This window comes from Salinimicrobium sp. TH3 (assembly GCF_026676115.1).
Lineage (GTDB): Bacteria > Bacteroidota > Bacteroidia > Flavobacteriales > Flavobacteriaceae > Salinimicrobium.
In genome coordinates, this window is record NZ_JAPONB010000002.1 from 251290 (window position 1) to 271952 (window position 20663).

23 protein-coding genes are annotated in these 20663 nt (G+C 42.3%); 9 read left to right on the forward strand and 14 right to left on the reverse strand.

Going from position 1 to position 20663, the window contains the following annotated elements; genetic code table 11:
• Positions 1-18: 18 nt before the first annotated feature.
• The 4 genes from OU683_RS04365 (at position 19) to OU683_RS04380 (ending at position 3296) form a co-directional block, all read left to right on the forward strand.
• Positions 19-876 carry a YicC/YloC family endoribonuclease gene (locus OU683_RS04365; protein WP_228913711.1) on the forward strand — a complete coding sequence of 286 codons (858 nt, stop codon included), beginning with the start codon at positions 19-21 and terminating at the stop codon, positions 874-876.
• A complete protein-coding gene (gene gmk, locus OU683_RS04370) occupies positions 876-1466 on the forward strand; it encodes a guanylate kinase (protein WP_268135601.1) in 591 nt (196 codons plus the stop codon). The genes OU683_RS04365 and gmk overlap by 1 nt, the downstream gene beginning before the upstream one ends.
• Positions 1463-2047 (forward strand): nicotinate (nicotinamide) nucleotide adenylyltransferase, encoded by a 585-nt coding sequence (gene nadD, locus OU683_RS04375; protein ID WP_268135603.1) that lies wholly within the window; start codon positions 1463-1465, stop codon positions 2045-2047. The genes gmk and nadD overlap by 4 nt, the downstream gene beginning before the upstream one ends.
• Positions 2048-2300: 253 nt before the next feature.
• Complete coding sequence (locus OU683_RS04380; protein WP_268135605.1) at positions 2301-3296, forward strand: NAD(P)H-dependent glycerol-3-phosphate dehydrogenase; 996 nt, start codon at positions 2301-2303, stop codon at positions 3294-3296.
• A gap of 85 nt (positions 3297-3381) precedes the next feature.
• Here OU683_RS04380 and OU683_RS04385 read toward each other — a convergent pair whose 3' ends face one another.
• From OU683_RS04385 to OU683_RS04400, 4 genes are all read right to left on the reverse strand, one after another.
• A complete protein-coding gene (locus OU683_RS04385) occupies positions 3382-3777 on the reverse strand; it encodes a hypothetical protein (protein ID WP_228913715.1) in 396 nt (131 codons plus the stop codon).
• Positions 3778-3945, reverse strand: coding sequence for a hypothetical protein (locus OU683_RS04390; RefSeq protein WP_228913716.1), 168 nt, complete (start codon positions 3943-3945; stop codon positions 3778-3780).
• Positions 3942-4961: a phenylalanine--tRNA ligase subunit alpha gene (gene pheS, locus OU683_RS04395; protein WP_268135608.1), complete on the reverse strand. Its 1020-nt coding sequence runs from the start codon at positions 4959-4961 to the stop codon at positions 3942-3944. The genes OU683_RS04390 and pheS overlap by 4 nt, the downstream gene beginning before the upstream one ends.
• Before the next feature lie 387 nt (positions 4962-5348).
• Positions 5349-5705, reverse strand: coding sequence for a hypothetical protein (locus OU683_RS04400; RefSeq protein ID WP_268135610.1), 357 nt, complete (start codon positions 5703-5705; stop codon positions 5349-5351).
• Between the two features lie 47 nt (positions 5706-5752).
• Between OU683_RS04400 and OU683_RS04405 the strand changes: the two genes are divergently transcribed.
• The gene (locus OU683_RS04405; RefSeq protein ID WP_268135612.1) at positions 5753-6283 is read left to right on the forward strand and encodes a CvpA family protein; all 531 of its coding nucleotides are present in this window, start codon (positions 5753-5755) and stop codon (positions 6281-6283) included.
• 31 nt (positions 6284-6314) lie between these two features.
• Here OU683_RS04405 and can read toward each other — a convergent pair whose 3' ends face one another.
• From can to OU683_RS04455, 10 genes are all read right to left on the reverse strand, one after another.
• Positions 6315-6950 carry a carbonate dehydratase gene (gene can / locus OU683_RS04410; protein WP_268135614.1) on the reverse strand — a complete coding sequence of 212 codons (636 nt, stop codon included), beginning with the start codon at positions 6948-6950 and terminating at the stop codon, positions 6315-6317.
• A gap of 24 nt (positions 6951-6974) precedes the next feature.
• Entirely contained in the window at positions 6975-7724 is a 750-nt protein-coding gene (locus OU683_RS04415) for an SH3 domain-containing protein (RefSeq protein ID WP_268135616.1), read from the reverse strand.
• Entirely contained in the window at positions 7721-9481 is a 1761-nt protein-coding gene (locus tag OU683_RS04420) for a BatD family protein (protein WP_268135618.1), read from the reverse strand. Before OU683_RS04420 ends, OU683_RS04415 begins: the two co-directional genes overlap by 4 nt.
• 6 nt (positions 9482-9487) lie before the next feature.
• Entirely contained in the window at positions 9488-10369 is an 882-nt protein-coding gene (locus tag OU683_RS04425; protein WP_268135620.1) for a tetratricopeptide repeat protein, read from the reverse strand.
• Positions 10369-11409: a vWA domain-containing protein gene (locus OU683_RS04430; protein ID WP_268135622.1), complete on the reverse strand. Its 1041-nt coding sequence runs from the start codon at positions 11407-11409 to the stop codon at positions 10369-10371. Before OU683_RS04430 ends, OU683_RS04425 begins: the two co-directional genes overlap by 1 nt.
• Before the next feature lie 12 nt (positions 11410-11421).
• Entirely contained in the window at positions 11422-12426 is a 1005-nt protein-coding gene (locus tag OU683_RS04435; protein ID WP_268135624.1) for a vWA domain-containing protein, read from the reverse strand.
• A complete protein-coding gene (locus OU683_RS04440) occupies positions 12426-14060 on the reverse strand; it encodes a DUF4381 domain-containing protein (protein ID WP_268135626.1) in 1635 nt (544 codons plus the stop codon). Before OU683_RS04440 ends, OU683_RS04435 begins: the two co-directional genes overlap by 1 nt.
• Before the next feature lie 10 nt (positions 14061-14070).
• A complete protein-coding gene (locus OU683_RS04445; protein ID WP_268135628.1) occupies positions 14071-14934 on the reverse strand; it encodes a DUF58 domain-containing protein in 864 nt (287 codons plus the stop codon).
• Between the two features lie 99 nt (positions 14935-15033).
• Complete coding sequence (locus tag OU683_RS04450; protein WP_268135630.1) at positions 15034-16038, reverse strand: AAA family ATPase; 1005 nt, start codon at positions 16036-16038, stop codon at positions 15034-15036.
• Between the two features lie 146 nt (positions 16039-16184).
• Positions 16185-17003: a DUF4382 domain-containing protein gene (locus tag OU683_RS04455; protein ID WP_268135632.1), complete on the reverse strand. Its 819-nt coding sequence runs from the start codon at positions 17001-17003 to the stop codon at positions 16185-16187.
• Positions 17004-17152: 149 nt separating this feature from the next.
• On the opposite strand from OU683_RS04455, the gene OU683_RS04460 reads away from it, so the two are divergent.
• From OU683_RS04460 to OU683_RS04475, 4 genes are read left to right on the forward strand one after another with little or no spacing between them, the layout of a single operon-like run.
• Complete coding sequence (locus tag OU683_RS04460) at positions 17153-17920, forward strand: aldo/keto reductase (protein WP_268135634.1); 768 nt, start codon at positions 17153-17155, stop codon at positions 17918-17920.
• A gap of 24 nt (positions 17921-17944) precedes the next feature.
• On the forward strand, positions 17945-18697 hold the full coding sequence (locus tag OU683_RS04465; RefSeq protein ID WP_268135636.1) for an SDR family NAD(P)-dependent oxidoreductase: 753 nt from the start codon (positions 17945-17947) through the stop codon (positions 18695-18697).
• 6 nt (positions 18698-18703) lie between these two features.
• Positions 18704-19840: an ATP-binding protein gene (locus OU683_RS04470; RefSeq protein ID WP_268135638.1), complete on the forward strand. Its 1137-nt coding sequence runs from the start codon at positions 18704-18706 to the stop codon at positions 19838-19840.
• A gap of 2 nt (positions 19841-19842) precedes the next feature.
• Positions 19843-20571, forward strand: a complete 729-nt coding sequence (locus OU683_RS04475; RefSeq protein ID WP_268135641.1) for a metallophosphoesterase family protein — start codon at positions 19843-19845, stop codon at positions 20569-20571.
• Positions 20572-20663: the final 92 nt, after the last annotated feature.

Here is a 20663-nt window from a genome sequence, read left to right on the forward strand (position 1 = left end):
CAACATTAAAAATTCAGCATGATTCAGTCAATGACCGGTTTTGGAAAGAGCGTACTCCAGCTACCTTCTAAAAAGATAACCGTAGAAATAAAATCCCTTAACAGTAAAAACCTTGATCTTAATGCACGACTTCCTTCCCAGTATAGGGAAAAGGAACTGCAGCTGCGCAACAAGATCTCCCGGGACCTTACCCGTGGAAAAGTCGATTTTTCGGTTTATGTAGAAGTGACGGGAGAAGAGACCACCTCGGCCGTGAATTCGGCAGCGGTCAAGAAATACATGGCACAGCTACGGGAGATTCATCCTGCAAGTGATGTTGATCTACTGCAAATGGCGGTACGCATGCCCGATGCCTTTAAGACTGAAAGGGAAGAAATTGATGCAGATGAATTTAAGGCCATTGAAGAAGCAGTTGATGAAGCTTTGAGAGAGATCAATGATTTTCGATCTGCTGAAGGAAAAGCCCTTGAAGATGAACTGGAGCAAAGAGCCGGAAATATCCAGGAATTGTTAAAGCAGGTGATCGCAATGGATCCTGAAAGAATTGCGGGAGTAAGGGAACGTCTTCAAAAAGGAGTAGCCGAACTAAAAGAAAATGTAGATCAAAACCGCTTTGAGCAGGAATTGATCTTCTACATTGAGAAATTCGATATCACCGAAGAGAAGGTAAGACTGGAAAACCATATGGATTACTTCCTGAAGACCCTAAAATCTTCAGATTCCAACGGGAAGAAGCTCGCATTTATTTCCCAGGAAATGGGTCGTGAGATCAATACCATTGGCAGCAAATCTAATTACGCTCCCATGCAGCAACTTGTGGTGCAAATGAAGGATGAACTGGAAAAGATCAAGGAACAACTTTTAAACGTACTCTAATGGCAGACGGGAAACTTATTGTCTTTTCGGCACCATCGGGATCTGGGAAAACAACTATTGTAAAATATCTGCTTGCCCAGGAAGAGCTGGGGCTTGAATTCTCAATTTCGGCCACCTCAAGAGAGCCCAGAGGCACAGAAGAACATGGAAAAGATTACTATTTCTTAAGTCTTAGAGAATTTAAAGATAAGATCAAGAATGACGAATTTCTTGAGTGGGAAGAAGTTTACCGGGACAACTTTTACGGTACTTTAAAAAGTGAGGTAGAAAGAATATGGTCGCATGGCAAAAATGTCATTTTTGATATTGATGTTGTTGGCGGCCTTGACATAAAGAATATTTACCCGGAAAAAACTCTTGCAGTTTTCGTAAAGCCCCCCAGTATAGAAGAATTGAAGATTCGGTTGAAGAAGCGGGAGACAGAATCTATGGACAAGATCAACATGAGGGTTGCAAAAGCTTCTATTGAACTGGCTACGGCTCCACAATTCGATCATATTATCGTAAATAATGATCTCAATACCGCTCTTGAAGAAGCCTACACTTTGGTTTCAGACTTTGTTGGAGCTACTAAAGTTTCAAAAAGGTGAAAAAAAGAGTCGGACTTTTTTTTGGCACTTTTAACCCGGTACATGTTGGGCATCTTATCCTGGCAAACCATCTACTACAGTACACAGATCTCACCGAGGTATGGATGGTAGTGACGCCTCACAATCCTTTTAAGAAGAAAAGCAGTCTTTTAAATAACCACCACAGGTTTGAAATGGTGTGGCAGCTTTGTGACGAATACCCCGGGATTAAACCCAGTGATATTGAGTTTAACCTTCCGCAGCCTAATTACACAGTTTATACCCTCGCGCACCTGGAAGAGAAGTATCCCAACTATGAATTTGTACTTATTATGGGAGAGGATAATCTCAAGAGTTTCCCAAAGTGGAAAAATTACGAGGTAATCCTGGAACGGCACGATATTGTAGTGTATCCCCGATATTCTGAAGGAGAAAATCATCCCGACCTGCTGGACCACCCAAGAATCACCCTTACCGATGCCCCAAGGGTGGAAATTTCTTCAACATTTGTAAGAAAAGCGATAAAACAGGGAAAAGATGTGCGGCCGTTGCTGCCCCAAAAGGTCTGGAAGTACATAGATGAAATGAACTTTTACAAATAAAAAAATTGCCCCCGGAGTTTGAGATCCCGGAGGCAACTTTTCACTAACTAACCAACCAAAAAAGATTAAACTCTTTTAAAAAATAATCTTTCTTACCTTATAACGTCATCTGCCCGGCAAATAGTACCTGAGTGTCAGGTTCAAAATGTTAAAGTTTTAAAGGAATCAGGCATCTTTTTAGAATTTTCTTTGCTGCGGCAGTTCTTTACAACCCCTTTATTTTCCTTACTTTTGGAGGCATAATTGACTTTTTATGGAGAAATCGCCAAAATTCGCCGTTATTGGTGGAGGGAGCTGGGCCACAGCCAATGTTAAAATGCTTTGTGAAAACCTGGATGAAGTGACCTGGTATATGCGTAGTGTGTATGCCATAGAACACATCAAGAAACAGGAACATAATCCCAATTACCTAAGCTCGGTAGAATTTGACACCTCTCAACTTCATCTTACAAGCGATATTAACGAGGCGGTAAAACGTGCTGATATATTAATTTTTGCCATTCCTTCGGCTTTTTTGAAACGGGAGCTCGACAAACTCACCGAATCCCTGGATGGGAAAATTGTTTTTTCGGCCATTAAAGGTATTGTTCCCGAAACCAGCCTAATTGTAGGGGAGCATTTCCATAAGACTTATAATATCCCATATGAAAATATTGGAGTTATTACAGGACCCTGCCACGCCGAAGAAGTAGCGCTGGAGCGGCTTTCTTATCTTACTATTGCCTGTTCTGATGAAGAAAAGGCCAAACTGGTGGCCAAATACCTTAGTAGCGATTATATCATGTGCAAGACAAGTGATGATATTGTAGGTACCGAATATGCTGCAATGCTTAAAAATATTTATGCCATTGCTGCAGGGATTGCCCACGGCCTTGGATATGGGGATAACTTCCAAAGTGTATTGATGAGCAATGCGATAAGGGAGATGAAGAAGTTCATTAAAAAGGTACACAAGATGAAACGGAACATTAATGATTCGGCTTACCTGGGTGACCTTTTAGTGACAGGATACTCAATCTTTAGCCGAAACAGGATGTTCGGGAACATGATTGGTAAAGGCTACACCGTAAAAAGTGCGCAAATGGAAATGAGCATGGTGGCTGAAGGTTATTACGCAACCGAAAGTGCATACAAGATCGTGCAGGAAACCGGCGCCAAAACACCTATTATCAATGCCGTTTACGGGATCTTATATCAGGGAAAAGAACCAAAGAAGGTTTTCAAGAAGCTGGCGGAAAAACTGGATTAATTGGTTCAAGGTTTAAGGTTCAAGGTTGGGAGATTCTAAGGTTTCCTCCCAATCCCAAATTTACCAATCCCTAATCACCAATCAACTATTTCAACAACACACCCTTCTTCAGCATCACCGGCAAATCCTGAAGTGCTTTCTCATTAATGCTGTTCTTTTTGAATACAAACTTCTTATGGAACATCTTTCCTTCAGAAAAGAAGGAGACTGAGAATTCATTATTCAGCTGGAGAACATCATCCTGTAGAAATTCCACTTTGGCAAAAGATTGAGGCGGTAAGTTAGAAAGACTGTGACGCATTGTAGAAGTTTCCTTTTTTCCGTCGTAACCTTTGGACACGATCAAAACTCCTTCAATAGCTTGAGAACGGTTGTTTATTAAATAAGCATTCCAGTCAAAAGTGCCATATTCTTCATGCTTTTCCCGCACGGCAGCAATGAAAACGTCCTTTACTTCGGGAATCTCGATATCCTTTTTCACTTAATCTTTGATCTTGCTTTTAGCCCATTTATAAAGTCCCCAAAGGATTAATGCAGCAACTCCCAATAGGATAGCCCCAATGGTGAATTCGATGATCTCGATGGCTACTAAAAGTATAATAATCCCAAGTGCAATAATACCGATAACTATAAGGCCTGCTGTTTTCATATAGATGATTTAAACTGTTCCAAAAACCTCATGTCATTCTCATAGAACATCCTGATATCCCCTATTTGGTAAAGCAACATCGCAATTCTTTCTATCCCCATTCCAAAAGCAAAACCTGAATATTCCGAAGGGTCTATGTTACAGTTGCGCAGTACATTTGGATCTACCATTCCGCAGCCCATGATCTCCAGCCAGCCGGTACCCTTTGTGATGCGGTAATCGGTTTCGGTTTCAAGGCCCCAGTAAATATCAACTTCTGCACTGGGCTCTGTAAACGGAAAATAAGAAGGTCTTAGCCTAATTTTGGATTTTCCGAACAACTGCTTAGTAAAATACAACAAAGTTTGCTTCAAATCTGCAAACGAAACGTTTTTGTCCACATATAGACCTTCCACCTGGTGGAATATACAATGCGAACGAGAAGAAATAGCTTCATTCCTAAAAACTCTTCCCGGTGAAATAGTTCTTATAGGCGGCTTGTTGTCCTCCATATATCGCACCTGCACAGAAGAGGTGTGGGTGCGAAGCAATACATCGGGATTGGTTTGAATAAAGAAAGTATCCTGCATGTCTCTTGCCGGGTGATATTCCGGAAGGTTCAAAGCAGTAAAATTATGCCAGTCATCTTCCATTTCGGGCCCTTCAGAAACATTGAAGCCAATATTTGAAAAGATCTCGATGATCTGGTTTTTTACAATAGAAATGGGATGACGTGCACCTATTTCCACCGGCTCTCCGGGACGTGTAAGGTCTCCATAGATTCCTTTTTCCTCCTCACGGCTCTCCAGCTCATCCTTAAGCTGCTGTACTTTGTTTGTTGCAGCATCCTTAAGCTCATTTACCGCCTGCCCAAAAGCTTTCTTCTCTTCATTGGGTACCGATTTAAACTCGGCAAAATATTGGTTTAAGATACCCTTTTTGCCAAGGTATTTAATGCGGAAATTCTCTGCTTCTTCCTTCGTCCTGGCCGTGAAGGCTTCGATTTCAGCGATGTGCTCCTTAATGGTTTCTGTCATGGTCCCTTATCTTTAGGAAGGGCAAATTTAGGAAAAGTAATTGGGATGTGATTTCCAGGAATAAGAAACTTGAATCTATTGTTGCCCGCAGAAAATATTTGTCTATCCTGAATTCTATCTTCCCTGTCTATTCCTGTGATCAAGAAATAATACAATAAAAGCCAGAATAGAAAATATTAATAAGAAGACTTCTGTGGGAATATCCAGTAATTTTGAGTCGGAAATATAGGCGTAAGCAACTCCAAGAAAGCCTATGGCAAGAAAAATTTTAAAAAACCTGATTATCCTCATCACTTCTTATTTAACACCAAAGCGATCTACCTGCTTCCTGCCGCTAACAATTAGTCTTGGTTCTTGGATCTTGTAGCGCAGTGGTCTTATATCTCTTTATTTGATATACTCCTTTTCCAAAAAATACTGCACAATAGCCTCTTTCATAAGAACAGCCTGCTCGCCTGCCCTTAAAGTGGGTAAATGTTCCAATACCTTGTAGTGCGGCCAGCCTTCATCATCGTAGTATTCAAATTCATAGTAACCGTAAGGTTCTAAAAGTCGGCAGATTGCTATGTGCATAAGATCGAGCTTGTGATCTTTTTTGTATTTTCTGTGTAACTGCCCCAATTCCTGAAGGCCAATTATATAAATTATAGCATCGAGTTCGAGTTTCTCCCCGTCTGCAAATTGCCGTGAAAGTTTTTCTTCCACCTCGGCCCAACGTAGTTTTAATTGTTCATCTCTAGACATGGCGCAAAGATAATTACTAAGAACTGGAAATTACTATCTTTGAGAACATGAATATCCTGGATCTGCTCCTCAGTATTTTCCTCCTTCTTGGACTTGCAAGGGGGCTTTTTAAAGGCTTTTTTACAGAACTTGCCGGCCTGCTGGCCCTCATTGGCGGGATATATGCCGCTATTCATTTTTCAGATGCGACCTATGCTTTTCTCGACGCCTTTATAGACTGGGAGGCAAAATACCTTACCATTCTTTCTTTTGCAGTCACTTTTTTCATAGTTGCTGTCCTCATTTCCCTTGCCGGAAGTTTTCTTACCAAAATGGTTCACATGGTAGCACTTGGGATCATTAATAGATTAGCCGGCGGCGCTTTAGGATTGCTAAAAATGGCTTTTTTGGCAAGTATATTTTTTATGTTCTTTGAGAATTTCGAAGTTTTCGAGATAGAGGAACCAACAAAAGAAGATTCTGTACTTTATGATCCGGTGAGGGTACTCGCACCTGCCTTTTTGCCTACCATCATTGAAGAAGTAAAAGAAGGGGATCTTTTCGAGACTTCTTCTGAAGCCGAAAAAACTCCCAGATAACCCCGAAAAAACCCCCTTTTTAAAAGGTATGTTAGAAATTTAACTGGTAAACCTCATCCAATTGGTCTTCACTGCTAACATTGACATTAAGATCTTTAATAATTCCCGATCCAACGCCATAAGCCCAGCCATGTAAATGGAGTTTTTGGCCTTGTCTCCAGGATGCCTGCACAATTGAAGTCTTGGCAAGATCATAAACCTGCTCCACTACATTTAGTTCTACAAAGCGATCAAAACGTTCCTGTTCATTATCGATAACATCAAGTTCTTTTTTGTGAAGCCTGTAGATATTCTTGATGTGCCTAATCCAGTTATCAATAAGCCCAATGGAATCGTTGCCCATAGCCGCTTTTATACCGCCACAGCCATAGTGACCACATACAATCACGTGCTCAACTTTAAGCACATTAACCGCATAATCCAGTACACTCAGCATATTCATGTCCGAATGTATGACCATATTGGCGATATTCCGGTGAACAAAGACTTCTCCCGGCTGGGCTCCAATAATTTGGTTCGCAGGCACGCGGCTGTCGGCGCATCCAATCCATAGCAATGGTGGCTTTTGACCTTCGGCTAATCGCGTGAAATATTCAGGGTCTTCTTTGATCATACTTTCGACCCAATCTTTATTATTCTGAATTATTTTCTTGTAGAAATCTGGCATCACATTTAATTTAGGAGAGCTAATTTACAATCTTTTTAGATCATTTTGAAGCATCCAGCCACGGCTTCCGTTTGGCAGCTCTATCTCTACCCAGTCCTGGAAATCTTCGGTGATCTTCACCTTGGCTCCCTCATGTAGCAAAAAGGCTTCTTCGGCCCGGGGCGAAGGTTCGGTCTTTATCTCCACCTCTTCAGAAAAGATTATGGCATAATTTCTTTCCTGCTGAAAATTTTGTTTGGTTGCTGCTACTACTGCTGAAGAAATTGAAATCACAAGGAAGAACATTGCGCCTATAAAAAGTAACCTTTTCACCATGGTTTTTCTACTGAAGTAGTACACCAGGAAAAACACCACAAATCCCACCATGCAAAAAATGGCGATCCAACCCCAGCCCGAAGCAGAGAAAGCCGCAGTTGAGGTGTCAAAAATGCCTTTAAAGCCGGTGTTTTCTTCTTCTCCAATAGCATCTATTGCCATGTTTTTAGCAAACTCCAGATTATTGCGAATATCCTCATCTCCGGGATTTAATTGTAAGGCTTTTTCGTAATGATAGATACTTGGAGCGATCCTGTCAAGTTTATAATAGGAATTCCCCAGGTTGTAATGCAACCCGGCGGAGGTTTCCCCATTAGAAAGGATCTCTTCATATTGATCAATTGCCTCTTCATAATTTCCTGCGGCATAGGCCTCATTCCCTGCTTCAAAAAGTTGAGAGTTTTGAGCTATTGCAGTGAAGCCGAAGAACAGTGCCAGTAAAAAGATCAGCTTTTTCATACTTGTTTGTCTAGTTCTGAAATTACACGTACAGCCTTGTCATAATCCTGCTGCATAGCAACGTTGGATGCCGGGGTATAGCGGGCGAATTCACAGCTCTTGAGCAGTTCATTGAATTCTGCCACCGTACCGGCATTTGCGCCTTTACTTTCCAGCAGTTCCTTTATGCGTTCCTTGCTCATCTCACTGGTTTGTATGTGAAGCTTGGCCTTTAAATAATTGTGTAAGGCTCTTTCGAGGGATTCATAGAACTTAGTTTGATCTCCCAGGTTCTTCTTAGCTTCAGAAAGATATTTTCGGGCCAGTCGATCGGCTTTTTTAATTCGGTTCCCGCGCACATCCCCTGCAATTGCCTGCCTTCTTTTTCCAAAAAGGATGGCTAGCGGGATAAAAAGCAACGGACTTAAAAATAAGGTCCAGAACAAAGGCGACCCTATAAATGGTGCCTCCCCAATTGATTTTAAAGAGGTATTGAGTTTAATGTATCTAAATTGATTTGCAGCCGCCGGAGTTTGTTGCGCAATTGGCCCCGAACTCTGGGAAGCTGCACGGCTTCCTGCAGGTGCCGCATCAACGTCAACCAGGATCTCATTTGAGGTAAGGGTTTTGTAAGATTGGGAATCAAGATCGAAATAGCTGAAACTCACCGGCGGGATGGGATATTTCCCTTTTGACTGCGGTACAAGCGTATATTCATTTGATATGCGTCCCTGCATCCCGTTTATTGTGGTCGTAACATTTTCGACATATTCGGGTTCATATTTTTCCATAGAGGCAGGAACCGTCAATGGTGGCAGGTCAAACAACTTAAGGTTCCCTTGCCCCGTCACTTCGACAGTAGCCTGTAAAGATTCGGTAGCTCTAAGAGTCGTCTTATCGGTAGTAACTTTGAGCCTGAGGTTCTTCCCAACGGCCCCGGTAAAATCGGCAGGACGACCTTCCTGGGGTAAAGGCTTGACGTCAATTGTACGATTTCCGGCAGCAACAACTTTGTCTACAGTCTCGTAAAACCTGTTACCAAAAATATCCCTTCGGTTGCCGGGCACCTCTACAGAAATATTTAGCGTAAGCGGCTCAATATTGAGTTTTCCGGTCTTCTGCGGATAAAGCACCGTCTTCCGCAGCACTACAAACCTGTATGGTTCTCCTTTATAAGTTCCGTTTTCTACTTCCAGCCTTCTAATGTCAATATTCTGACTCCAGAAATCGCTGAATTTTGGGCTATCCAGCTGCCGCCAGTCGCTAACGTTGATCCGCGGACTCACATACAGCTTGTAAACCACAGTAATGGCTTCATTAAGATAAGGGCTGGTATCAGAAATTTCCGCTACAAGATGAATATTTTCTGAAGCTACATATTCCGAATTTTCGCCGTCTGTAGGTTGATCTACAGCCGCGGTGACCTCCACCTGTACGGGGGTGGTTTTGTAAATATTCCCGTCAATGGTAATTTCTGCCTGGCCAATAGTGAATTTCCCGCGGCCCTTAGGAGCGAGAAAATAGCTGTACGTTTTGGAATAAGTTCTTTTACCATTGATCCAGCTGTTGCTCACCGCCTGGTTGGGTCCACCCACCACCGTAAAGTTGGTAAACTCCGGCGGATTAAAATTGTCCCCATCCTGGTTCATCTCAAAGTCCACTCTAAGACGTTCATTCACCCCCAGCTTGTCCTTGCTTACTTTGGCCTCAAACTGCACCTGCCCAATGGCAAGGCCGGAGACCAGTAACATTATTATAAGTAACAGCTTTTCCTTCATTGGTTTCTACCAGTCTTTTTCTGTTTGTACAGGAACACCTTTTGCCTTCTTGGCATTTATTTTTTCCTGAACTTTCTTTTCTTCATTCCCCATAGCCTCAAGCAAATTTTTCACTTGCTGAGGAGAAAGTTGCCCCGGCCGTTGCTGTGGCTGCTTAGGCTGCTCTCCCTCTTTTGGCTGCTCCTGTTTTTTCTGTTCTTTATCATCGGGTTGGCCTGCATTATCTTTCTTCTGTTCGCCTTCCTTGTTTTCGTCTTCTTTCTTGTCTCCGCCTTCTTTATCATCGGGCTGGCCTTCTTCATTCTGCTCCTTCTCGCCTTCGCCTTCCTGCTGTTCGTTCTTATCCTGCTGCTTTTGCTGGTCCTGCTCTTCCTTCTCCTTGCTGTCGCCACCGCCACCCTGCTTTTTCTCTTCCTCCAGCATCTTTTTGGCCAGGGCAAGATTGTAACGGGTTTCGTCATCATCAGGATTATTACGCAGCGATTGCTTGTATGCTTCAACAGCCTCACTGTACTTTTTTTGTTTCATGTAAGCATTTCCCTGGTTGTGATATGCGTCATGTTTTAATGGCTTTTCTTTGGCTGTGGTTGCAGCGCCACGGTGCCGCTCCAAAGCCTGACTTGTAATGTCTTTGTTGTAATAAAGGTTACCCAGGTTGTATTTTGCCTCGGCATTTGCGGGGTCTTTTGCGATGGCTTTGCGATAATAGGCCTCTGCTGTAGCCGGATCATTATCGGCCAGGGCAGCTTCGGCTTCCTGCATATATTTTTTCGCGGCTTTAGTAGCTACTTCAGGTTTTTCCTGTGCAGCGCCAACAAAAGGAAAAGAAAAAAGGAAACCAAAAAATAGCATTTTTGGCAGGTATATTTTCGTCATCCTTTTCATCATCAGCTTCTTTTTTCGTTAAACAAATTTAACCTTTTTAACCATGAGGTTTGGCGTTCAAGTAATAGAATATCAAGCAAGAGGAAGAGCAAACCAAGCGCTAAAAACCATTGAAACTGGCTTTTATATTCGGCTATTTGTTGCGACTCGAATTCCTTCTTGTCCATATTTTGAAGGATCTCTGTCACTTCTTCCACCACTTTGGAAGTGACTCTGCCATCAATATATCTCCCATTTGCCTGGGAAGCTATTTCCTTCAGGGTTTCTTCATTGAGCCGTGTAATTACCGTTTCCCCCCGATTGTCTTTCTTATAATTCTGAATTATCCCATTCCTTTTCACCGGGATTGGTCCTCCTTTGGCAGTTCCCACTCCAATAGTTACTATTCTAATGCCTTCACGCGCAGCTTCCGCAGCAATCTCTTCAATATCTCCTTCATGGTCTTCCCCGTCACTTATGAGGAACAGCACCCTGTTGGTCTGCTCTTCGTCATTAAAGTAGGTCTTTGCCAGCTCAATCGCTTCCCTAATAGCAGTTCCCTGCGAAGAAAGCATATCTGTATTCATGTTTTGCAGGAACATTTTCGCCGCAGCATAATCTGTAGTGATTGGCAACTGCGGGAAAGCGCTCCCTGCATAAGCTATGATCCCCACCCTGTCACTTGCCAGGTTATTAATGATCTGGGTGACCAGTTGTTTTGATTTCTCCAGCCGGTTGGGGGCAATATCTTCTGCCAGCATACTTTTTGAGACATCAACTGCGAAAACCACATCAACCCCTTCTCGTTTAACAGTTTCCAATTTTGTGCCAAACTGTGGATTCACAAGGGCAATGACAAAACTTGTAATGGCGAGGCAAAGCAGGATGATCTTCATAACCTGTTTCCCTGTGGACCGGTTAGGACTTAATTTATCCAGCAATTCTTTGTCGGCAAACTTGCGCTGGGTTCTTTTTTGCCAAAAGATCACCATGGCATACAACAGTACAATGACCGGGATGCCAATCAATAACCACAAATAAGTTTTATCTTCTAACAAAAACATCTTCTATTCTTTTTAAACAAAGCTCCTGAAAATCGTAAATCTCAACAGTACTTCTACCAATAACAGGAATCCTGCCAGCAGGATGAGCGGCCGGAATTTCTCTTCATAATTATAAAACCTGAATTCTTCTATTTCAGTCTTTTCCAGTTCATCTATTTCATCATAAATCTCCTCCAGGGATTGATTGTCTGTAGCCCTAAAGTATTTCCCGCCGGTAGTTTCAGAAATTTCCTTTAAAAGGGCTTCATCAATTTCCACGGGAACCCTGCCATACTGGAAATTGCCGTTTGGCAAAATGGCTATAGGAGACAGAGCGGTACCATTACTTCCCACTCCAATGGTATAAACTTTAATACCAAATTCCACCGCCAGTTCACTGGCAATCTTTGGGTCGATAAATCCAGCGTTGTTCATCCCATCGGTAAGCAGGATCACTACTTTACTTTCGGCCTTACTGTCTTTTAATCGATTCACTGCGGTAGCAAGTCCCATTCCAATTGCTGTTCCATTCTCCAGCATGTTGTTGTACTCTATATCCTCAAGCGCACTCAGCACAATACTTTTATCACTGGTGATAGGAGTCTGCGTAAAACTTTCCCCGGCGTACACGACCAGGCCAATACGGTCTGCCGGCCGGTTTCTCACGAAGTCTGCCGCCACTTCTTTTGTAGCTGCAAGCCGGTTAGGATCAAGATCGCGTGCCAGCATACTCGCCGAAACATCTATCGCCATAACAATGTCAATACCAAAATTACTGCTGGTACGGGAGGAGACATCAACGCTGCGGGGCCTCGCCAGGGCGGTGATCACCAAAGCAAGCACAAGTAACCTTAGCACGAATAATATTGGGCGAAATTTTCCCAATAAACCGGGTTTGGCTTCAAAGCCTTTAATGCTGGAGATCCTAAGCTCGGCAGTCTGCCGGTTTCGCTTCCAAACATACCAACCCAGGGCCAGCGGCAAGAGCAGCAACAACCAAAAGAACTGCGGATCTTCAAAAAATAATCTTTCGAACATTAATTCGCCTTGTTTATAAGTTCAACCGATGTGGTGATGCGCTGGGCAATTTCATCGGCATATTTATCTGCTTCGTTGTAGATCATCACCACCTGCTGATAACCTTCGCCCATTCCAAAGTTCAGAATTGAATATTCTTTGGAAACAGGTTGTGATTTTTCATTTTTTTGGAAGGTCATAGTTCCAAATATTTTAAGGCCTTCGGCTCCGTTTAAAGTGGTTATCTCCTCCTGCTTGGTAATAATATTTTTAGCCCCTCTTTTTTCCAGGTAAGTATAAACCTCTTCAACGGCCGACTCTAAATTAAAGTCTTCCCCGGCCGGGCGTGTATTTATACTTACAAAAAGGTTGCTTTCCAGGCTGCCATAGTTAAAGGTTTCCTTTCCTGCGGCCATTCCGCTGGTGTCGCTAATATTTCGCACCAACACATCGGGAGTGGCAATAGTGACCGAAGGGGTTCCATATTCACTGGAGATCCATTCATTTTCAAGCATTTCTTTGCTGCTGTTGCCAATGTAAGTATCTGTAAAATATTCAAAGCCGCGGGTAGAAATTAGATATGCAGCCCCGGCACTTATAAGTATTACTACAGCAACTATCCCTAAAATGATCTTTTTGACCTTCTTTTTTCTTTCCAGTCTCTCCCTGTATTCACGATCCCGTAACAACTCTTCTTCTGTGGGCTGCGGGATGGAGGCTTTAGTATCTTTTATAACATTTTCCACGCTACTGCGGTCTTCCTTGGCAGTAAGAACATCTGGTCTCGAATTTGCGAACTTTGCAAGATCGGCTCTTTCCAGAATTTCCTTTAATCGACCAATTGTAGTGTTTTCAAGTTTTAATCTTCCACGATCTCTTTCGGCTTCAAGATAAGCAATGAGTTCATTGGTGGTGCTTTCCAAAGCGTGATCGTAAATATCACCATCGAGATATCTCCTTACAGCAGCTGATAGTTGAGAGTAATATTCCTTGATCTCCCGTTGTTCTAATAAATGAGAATCATCCAGTTGCTTAAGCTCAAATAGAGCACGCTCATAAGGCGGAAGTTGCTTTGCAGCCTCTTTTCTTTTCTTCCTGCTTCTGTACAGCAGGTAAATCACCACCCCGAGAATTATTATTCCCAATAGCCACCATAGCCATGAAGGAATTCCAAAAGCCGGCGGTACTTCAACTGCAGGTTTTATGGGAAACATTTTTTGTTTTGTAGTGTCTACCACCACATCATTCACAACCACCGAAAACGAATCTGTGCGAAATTCCCGGTCATTGATTAGCACAAGCTGCCGCGGAATGGTATAACTTCCCGAATCAAATTGTGTTAAAGCGTATTCACGGGTAAGGCGGTAACGATCACTTATTTCATTGGTGTCAATGGCATAAGCCTCGATCATTTCCAGCGGAGAAAAAGTTTGTCCTTCCGGAAAGACCACCAGGTCCTCACGAGCTGCTTCCACGGAAAGCTCATAGGTGATCTGCTCCCCTATTTTTATGGTCGTGGTATCTACTGAAGCTGAAACTTCCTGCGCATGCAGGTTAAAAGTGCTTAACAGCAGGAAAAACATACACAGGCAGAACCAGGAAAAACTGTTCCTTAGGGTCCCAAAAATGCCATTCTGCCTAAAATTTTTTCGCATCAATTTTCTTTTATCTGGCTTTGAAATAGCCCAGTAATTTTTTTACATAACTTTCATCCACACGGGTGCTAAGGCTCCCGGCCCCGCTTCTTCTAAAACTTTCGGTAAAATAATCCACCCTTTCGCGGTAGTATTTTGAATAATTCCGTCGCACCGATTTTGAAGAGGTATCTACTAAAATTCTTTTTCCGGTCTCTTCATCCTGCATAGCGACCATCCCCAGGTTGGGAATATCCTCCTCCCGCTCGTCATAAACCCTAATGCCGGTAACATCATGCCGGCCACTTGTGATCTTGAGGGTACGCTCATAATCTTCAGCAATAAAATCGGAAAGCACAAAAACAATGGCTTTTTTCTTCATTACCCGGGAAAGGTAACTGAGCGCATTTTCCAGATTGGTCTTTTGACTTTTCGGTTGAAATTCCAGAAGCTCACGAATTATGCGGAGGACATGAGAGCGACCTTTCTTTGGCGGAATGTAAAGCTCAATAACATCGGTAAACAGGATGAGCCCTATCTTATCATTATTCTGAGTAGCCGAAAATGCCAGAGTAGCGGCAATTTCTGTAATGATGTCCTGTTTAAATCCTTTACGGGTACCAAATAATCCGGAGCCGGAGACATCCACCACCAGCATCATGGTAAGTTCCCGCTCTTCCTCGAACACTTTTACAAAAGGCTCGGAATAGCGTGCGGTTACGTTCCAGTCAATATTTCTTACATCATCTCCAAATTGATACTGGCGTACCTCGCTAAAGGTCATCCCGCGACCTTTAAAGGTAGAGTGGTATTCGCCGCCAAAGATGTGGTCACTTAACCGGCGGGTCTTGATCTCTATTTTCCGAACTTTTTTGAGTAACTCCTTAGTATCCATTTTTACAATTAACAATGATCAATGAGCAATTAACAGGGCCAATTTTCAATTACCAGATTTTACTTAGCCTGATAATTGGTAATTGTTTATTGCTAATTTTTACGGGACTTCGATCTCGTTTACGATCTTGTTGATAATATCTTCAGAAGTTACGTTTTCGGCTTCGGCTTCATAAGTAATTCCAATCCTGTGGCGCAGTACATCATGTACTATGGCGCGAACATCCTCGGGAACCACATATCCACGTCGCTTTATAAAGGCATAACATTTGGCAGCAGTTGCCAGGTTAATACTTCCTCTTGGAGAAGCTCCAAAATTGATAAGTGGCTTAAGGCTTTCCAGTCCGTATTTTTCAGGGAAACGGGTGGCAAAAACTATATCAAGTATATATTTTTCGATCTTTTCATCCATGTAAACTTCGCGAACCGCCTGTTGCGCTCTGGCTATCTGCTCCAGACTTACCACCGGATTCACTTTTTCAAAGCTACCTTTCAAATTGGCGCGAATGATCATTTGCTCATCGGCCATTTCGGGATATTGGATCACTGTTTTTAGCATAAAACGGTCAACCTGTGCTTCGGGCAGCGGATAAGTTCCTTCCTGCTCCACCGGGTTTTGAGTTGCCATTACCAGGAACGGCCTGTCCAGCGTAAAAGTTTCTTCCCCAATTGTCACCTGCTTTTCCTGCATGGCTTCAAGTAAAGCCGACTGCACTTTGGCAGGAGCACGGTTGATCTCATCGGCAAGTACAAAATTGGCGAAAATCGGCCCTTTTTTGATGCTGAAGTCATTTAGCTTCATATTATAAATAAGGGTTCCAATAACATCTGCCGGAAGAAGATCTGGTGTAAACTGGATACGGCTGAAAGAACCGTGAACGGCTTGAGAAAGAGTATTAATGGCGAGGGTTTTGGCCAGACCCGGAACTCCTTCGAGAAGAATGTGTCCCTGTCCCAGCAGACCGATCAATAAACGTTCAACCATATGTTTCTGGCCTACTATGACCTTTTTCATTTCTGAACTCAGTATATCAACAAAGGCGCTTTCGCGTTCTATTTTCTCGTTGATACTGGCGATGTCTATCGAACTGTTACTTTCCTGCATGTAAACAAATTTTTAAGATTGTGAAGATACTTATCTAAGGTCAACGGCGCAACCTCAGCAAATATTCAACCAAACTATCTTAAAATTTTGTTAAAAGAAAAGGCAGCGGAATTACCGCTGCCTTTTTTACCATTTTAAAATTTTGCCTACTCCCCGTCCAGGAACATAGCATCAAGAGTCACCAATTCGCCCTGTCCAACAGCTACATTGTTGACGGTTGAAACATTTAATCCCAATCCTGCTGCAGGAGTTGCAGTAACTTTATAAGTTCCTGCCGGTAGACCATGTACCTGGAAGTTTCCATTAGCATCTGTGTAAGCAGAAGCATTTACAGTAGCATTTTGCACACTAATAAGTGTTTGCTCTGTAGTTGGATGAACACTTCCTTTAATAGAACCTGAATTCTCTTCAACCCCCATTCTTATTACAGGATGAAGATTATAACCATCGGTAGTAGTACTTTTTACAGACTTGTCAACATCAAAGTCAAGAATAAAAGTATACTCTGCATTTGCTTCCAATTCCTGTTCAACCTTCACTTTTAATCCTGACTGTTGTGCACTTGGAGTTTTTAAAGCAAATTCCTGCTTCTGTTCTCCGTTCATGACTACAACCGTGTTGTTGTCTCCCAATACAAGTCTAATTTGATGAAGATATCCTGCCTCTATTTCGGTTTCAACCAGTAATTCGGAAACTCCACCGGTTAAGCTAAGAAGATCAATAACGCCTTTGTTTACACCTTCAAGGCTGGTCCAACCTTCTTCCTCACTACCTTCGGCAGTGGTTTTAATCATAACATCTTCCACTTCAACATAAACATGCTTATAATCCCCGGGAGCATCGGTCAATTTTACAGCCACTTTTGCCGTACCCTCCTCTGTTCCACCAGAATTGTCATCTGAACTACAACTAACAAGGCCCGTTAACAGAGCCGAAAAGAATAAAAATAAATGATACTTTTTCATAAAAGATTGTTTTTAGGTTTAGGCATGATAACGCTCGATAATCTGCTTTAATTTATCGACGAACGAAATTTAACTCTTTTTAACGATCCTGGATATTCTTTAACAATACAGCTTTTAGCTAAAATGCAGGAGTTCCTTACTTTTAAAACATGAGGCAAAGAAATTCTTATTCCCGGATTATACAGGATCCTAAAGACTGGGAAGAACTATCGAAAGGAAGTAAAATTCAGCTTTTCCAGCATTGCGTGGAAAAAGGGATCACTACATTCCTAATAGATCTGTCAAAAAGTGAAAGTTACAGCCATAGTCTCGGCACTGCATTTAGTGAGAGCGGACTTAGTCGGGACCAGGTCCAGTTGATCGCCTGTCCCGGAAAAAATCTTACAAACGAACAAGGTATACTGGACCGGGTGGAGAAAATTCTTAACCTCCTGGATACAGATTACCTGGACCTGTTGATCCTGGACTTTGATGCACCTTCAAAAGTTATACTTTCGAGCATGGAAAAGTTAAGGGCCCGGGGGAAGATCGTGGAAGTAGGGGTTCTTAAAAGAATAACGGGAGAGAAGATGGAATTTTTAAATGATTTTCCTGCCAGCGCCACACTTTCTACTTTCAGCTTTACACCGTCCGCCGTGAAAAGTCTTACCTTAGCTGAAGCTGCTTCAAGCGAAACCACTCAAATGATCATTCCTGAAAGTGGGGACTGGGAAAATGAGCATGAGGCTCTCAAAACAGTCGCAAACAAATATAACCTGCGGCCAAAAGAGATGCTCTTCGCCTGGTTACTACATCACAAAGCTCAATTTCACGCAGTGATTAAAGGAAATTCTCAAGCGGTTATAGATTCGGCTTATAAAGCTTTTCACACTTCTATTATTGAAGAAGATTTTAAGAAGCTTCCCGAAAAACTTTAATATAAATACACATTTTTGACACCTATGAGTAAGACAGCTTTAGTAACAGGAGCCAGCAGCGGAATTGGAAAAGCAACAGCCATTGCCCTGGCCCAAGCCGGTTTCAATGTAATTATCTGCGGAAGAAGAAAAGAAGCCCTTCAGGAACTTAAAACCCGGCTTGAGGACAAAGTAAAAGTTGAAATACTTCAGTTTGACGTCCGCAACAAGGAAGAAGTAAGTAAAGCCCTTAAAAAGCTTCCGCAGGATTTCAGAAAAATTGATGTGCTCGTTAACAACGCTGGAAATGCTCACGGCCTCAACCCCATCCAAACCGGAAACCTGGATGACTGGGACGCTATGATCGACATCAACGTAAAAGGTCTTTTGTATGTGAGCAGGGAGATCATTCCGCAAATGGTGGAGCGGGGTTCTGGAGACATCATCAACATTGGTTCCCTTGCAGGAAAAGAAGTTTACCCCAACGGAAATGTCTACAGCGCCAGTAAACACGCGGTAGACGCCCTGAATAAAGGAATGCGCATAGACCTAAACGGAAAAGGAATACGGGTAGGCGCCATAAATCCCGGTTTGGTGGAGACGAATTTCAGCGAAGTAAGGTTTAAAGGAGACTCAGAAAAGGCGAAATCTGTTTATGAGGGATACCAGGCTTTAAAACCCGAGGACATTGCAGAGCTGGTAGTTTTCATGGTAACCCGACCTGCTCATGTAAATATTGCCGATCTTTTGGTATTACCTACAGCCCAGGCCAGTTCCACGATTGTACATAAGGAATAGGAAGCCATGATCAACAAGCGCCTTCTCATAAAAAACCTGCTTGCGCATAACAGCGAAAACAGTTTTTATGATAAAAAGCGCCAGATCAACCTTGCCGAAAGAGAAGGAAAGGCCAAATTCCTTAAGCATATTTGCGCCCTTTCAAATTCTAATCCCAACAATAATTCATTTATGGTTATTGGCGTGGAAGACGCCGATAACGAAGTGAAGGGTGTAGATTTCTTTGATGACAGCAAGATACAGAACCTTGTAAATGCCTATTTGGATAATCCTCCATTAGTGTCTTATGAAAATATTCCCTTTCCACATTTGCCGGGGGAACTGGTGGTAGGTCTGGTAACAATCAGGCCGAACAAAGGCAGAACCTGCTCCTTGCGAAAAGGGATCTGGAAATATTCTGCAGGAAGTATTTTTGTGAGAGAGGGCAGCATAAGCATTTCTTCAGAATTTTCCCGCGGGACCCAAAGTGATAATTCCCATATTGTAGAGTCTATTGAAGCTCATTCCCAAAACAACATCGAAATGACCTTAGACGGGGTACTTGACTTTATGGGTAGACATGAAAATCTGAGCCCAACCTACAAGGTTTTTAAAGAATATTTTGTCATTTGCTGGAGCGGAAAGAAAAAAGAACTTAGTGGAAAAACATATTTTTCCAGGGTAGATATTGAACTAATCAACGAACAGGTAAAGCTTTTTTATTCTGAACTTGATGAGGTGAGCATAGAAATTTCGGAAGATCTTTTTACAATCCTGGAACATGTAAGACTTGGACTTAATGACAGGTTTCATTATTATCCTTTGGAGGAAGTGAAGATCCTTTTTAAGGATAATGCTACATATGAGATCAAGACCACTATGCTTTTTGAGCCTCCACAGTTCGAAAAAAAGACACTTTACCATATCTATAATTCCAATATCACCCTGGTAAGCAAACTAAGACAAAACTTAAAATTAACCCCGTCTGAAGAAAAGGATCTTTACAATTTGCCGGCCACTTATTTATTATGCTATTTTAACGGCTTTAATGAAGCACTCGACAAGCTTGAGGATTCAAAAGATGAATTAAGGAGATATGATGAAAGGATCTATCAACAGTACAAAGACAGTTTAAGGATCCTTCGAAAAGTAAAATATAACTGAGAATGGGAAGGACTCTTGTAATAGGAGATATACATGGCGGGCTAAAAGCCCTGGTGCAGTTGCTCGAACGTGCAAAAATCACCCCCGATGACCAAATAATCTTCCTTGGAGATTATGTTGACGGGTGGAGCGATTCGGCAAATGTTGTGTCTTACCTCATAGAATTTGCAAAACAAAATACCTGTATTTTTCTGCGTGGAAATCACGATGATCTTACTCATCGCTGGCTTAAGACGGGAGAGCAGAATGACCAGTGGCTGCAGCATGGCGGGCAATCCAGCATAGATGCTTACCGGCAGTTATCAAAAGAAGAAAAAGAAGAACACATAATCTTCTTCGATCAAATGGTCAATTATTATATTGATAAAGAAAATCGCTTGTTTGTTCATGCGGGTTTTACGAATCAAAAAGGTCCAGAAGAAGAATATACTCCCACTCCTTTTTACTGGGACCGTACGCTTTGGGAAATGGCTATGAGCATAGATCCCAATCTAAAACCCGGTGACACAGAGTATCCAAAACGATTAGCTCTTTTTAAAGAGATCTATATTGGGCACACGCCCGTGACAAGGATAGGCAGAGACAAACCCACCCGCTTTGCCAATGTTTGCAATGTCGACACAGGGGCTGCATTTATGGGGAAAATATCTTTACTTGACGTAAATTCAGGGGAGCTTGTTCAAAGTGATCCTGTCCACACTCTTTATCCCGAAGAATCGGGTAGAAATTAAGATTAATTTTAAGATGCTTCCTCTATTAACTTCTTATCTTTGTAGATTACCAATACGTTAATTTGGTGCGGTTATTGAACCTATATGTTTAA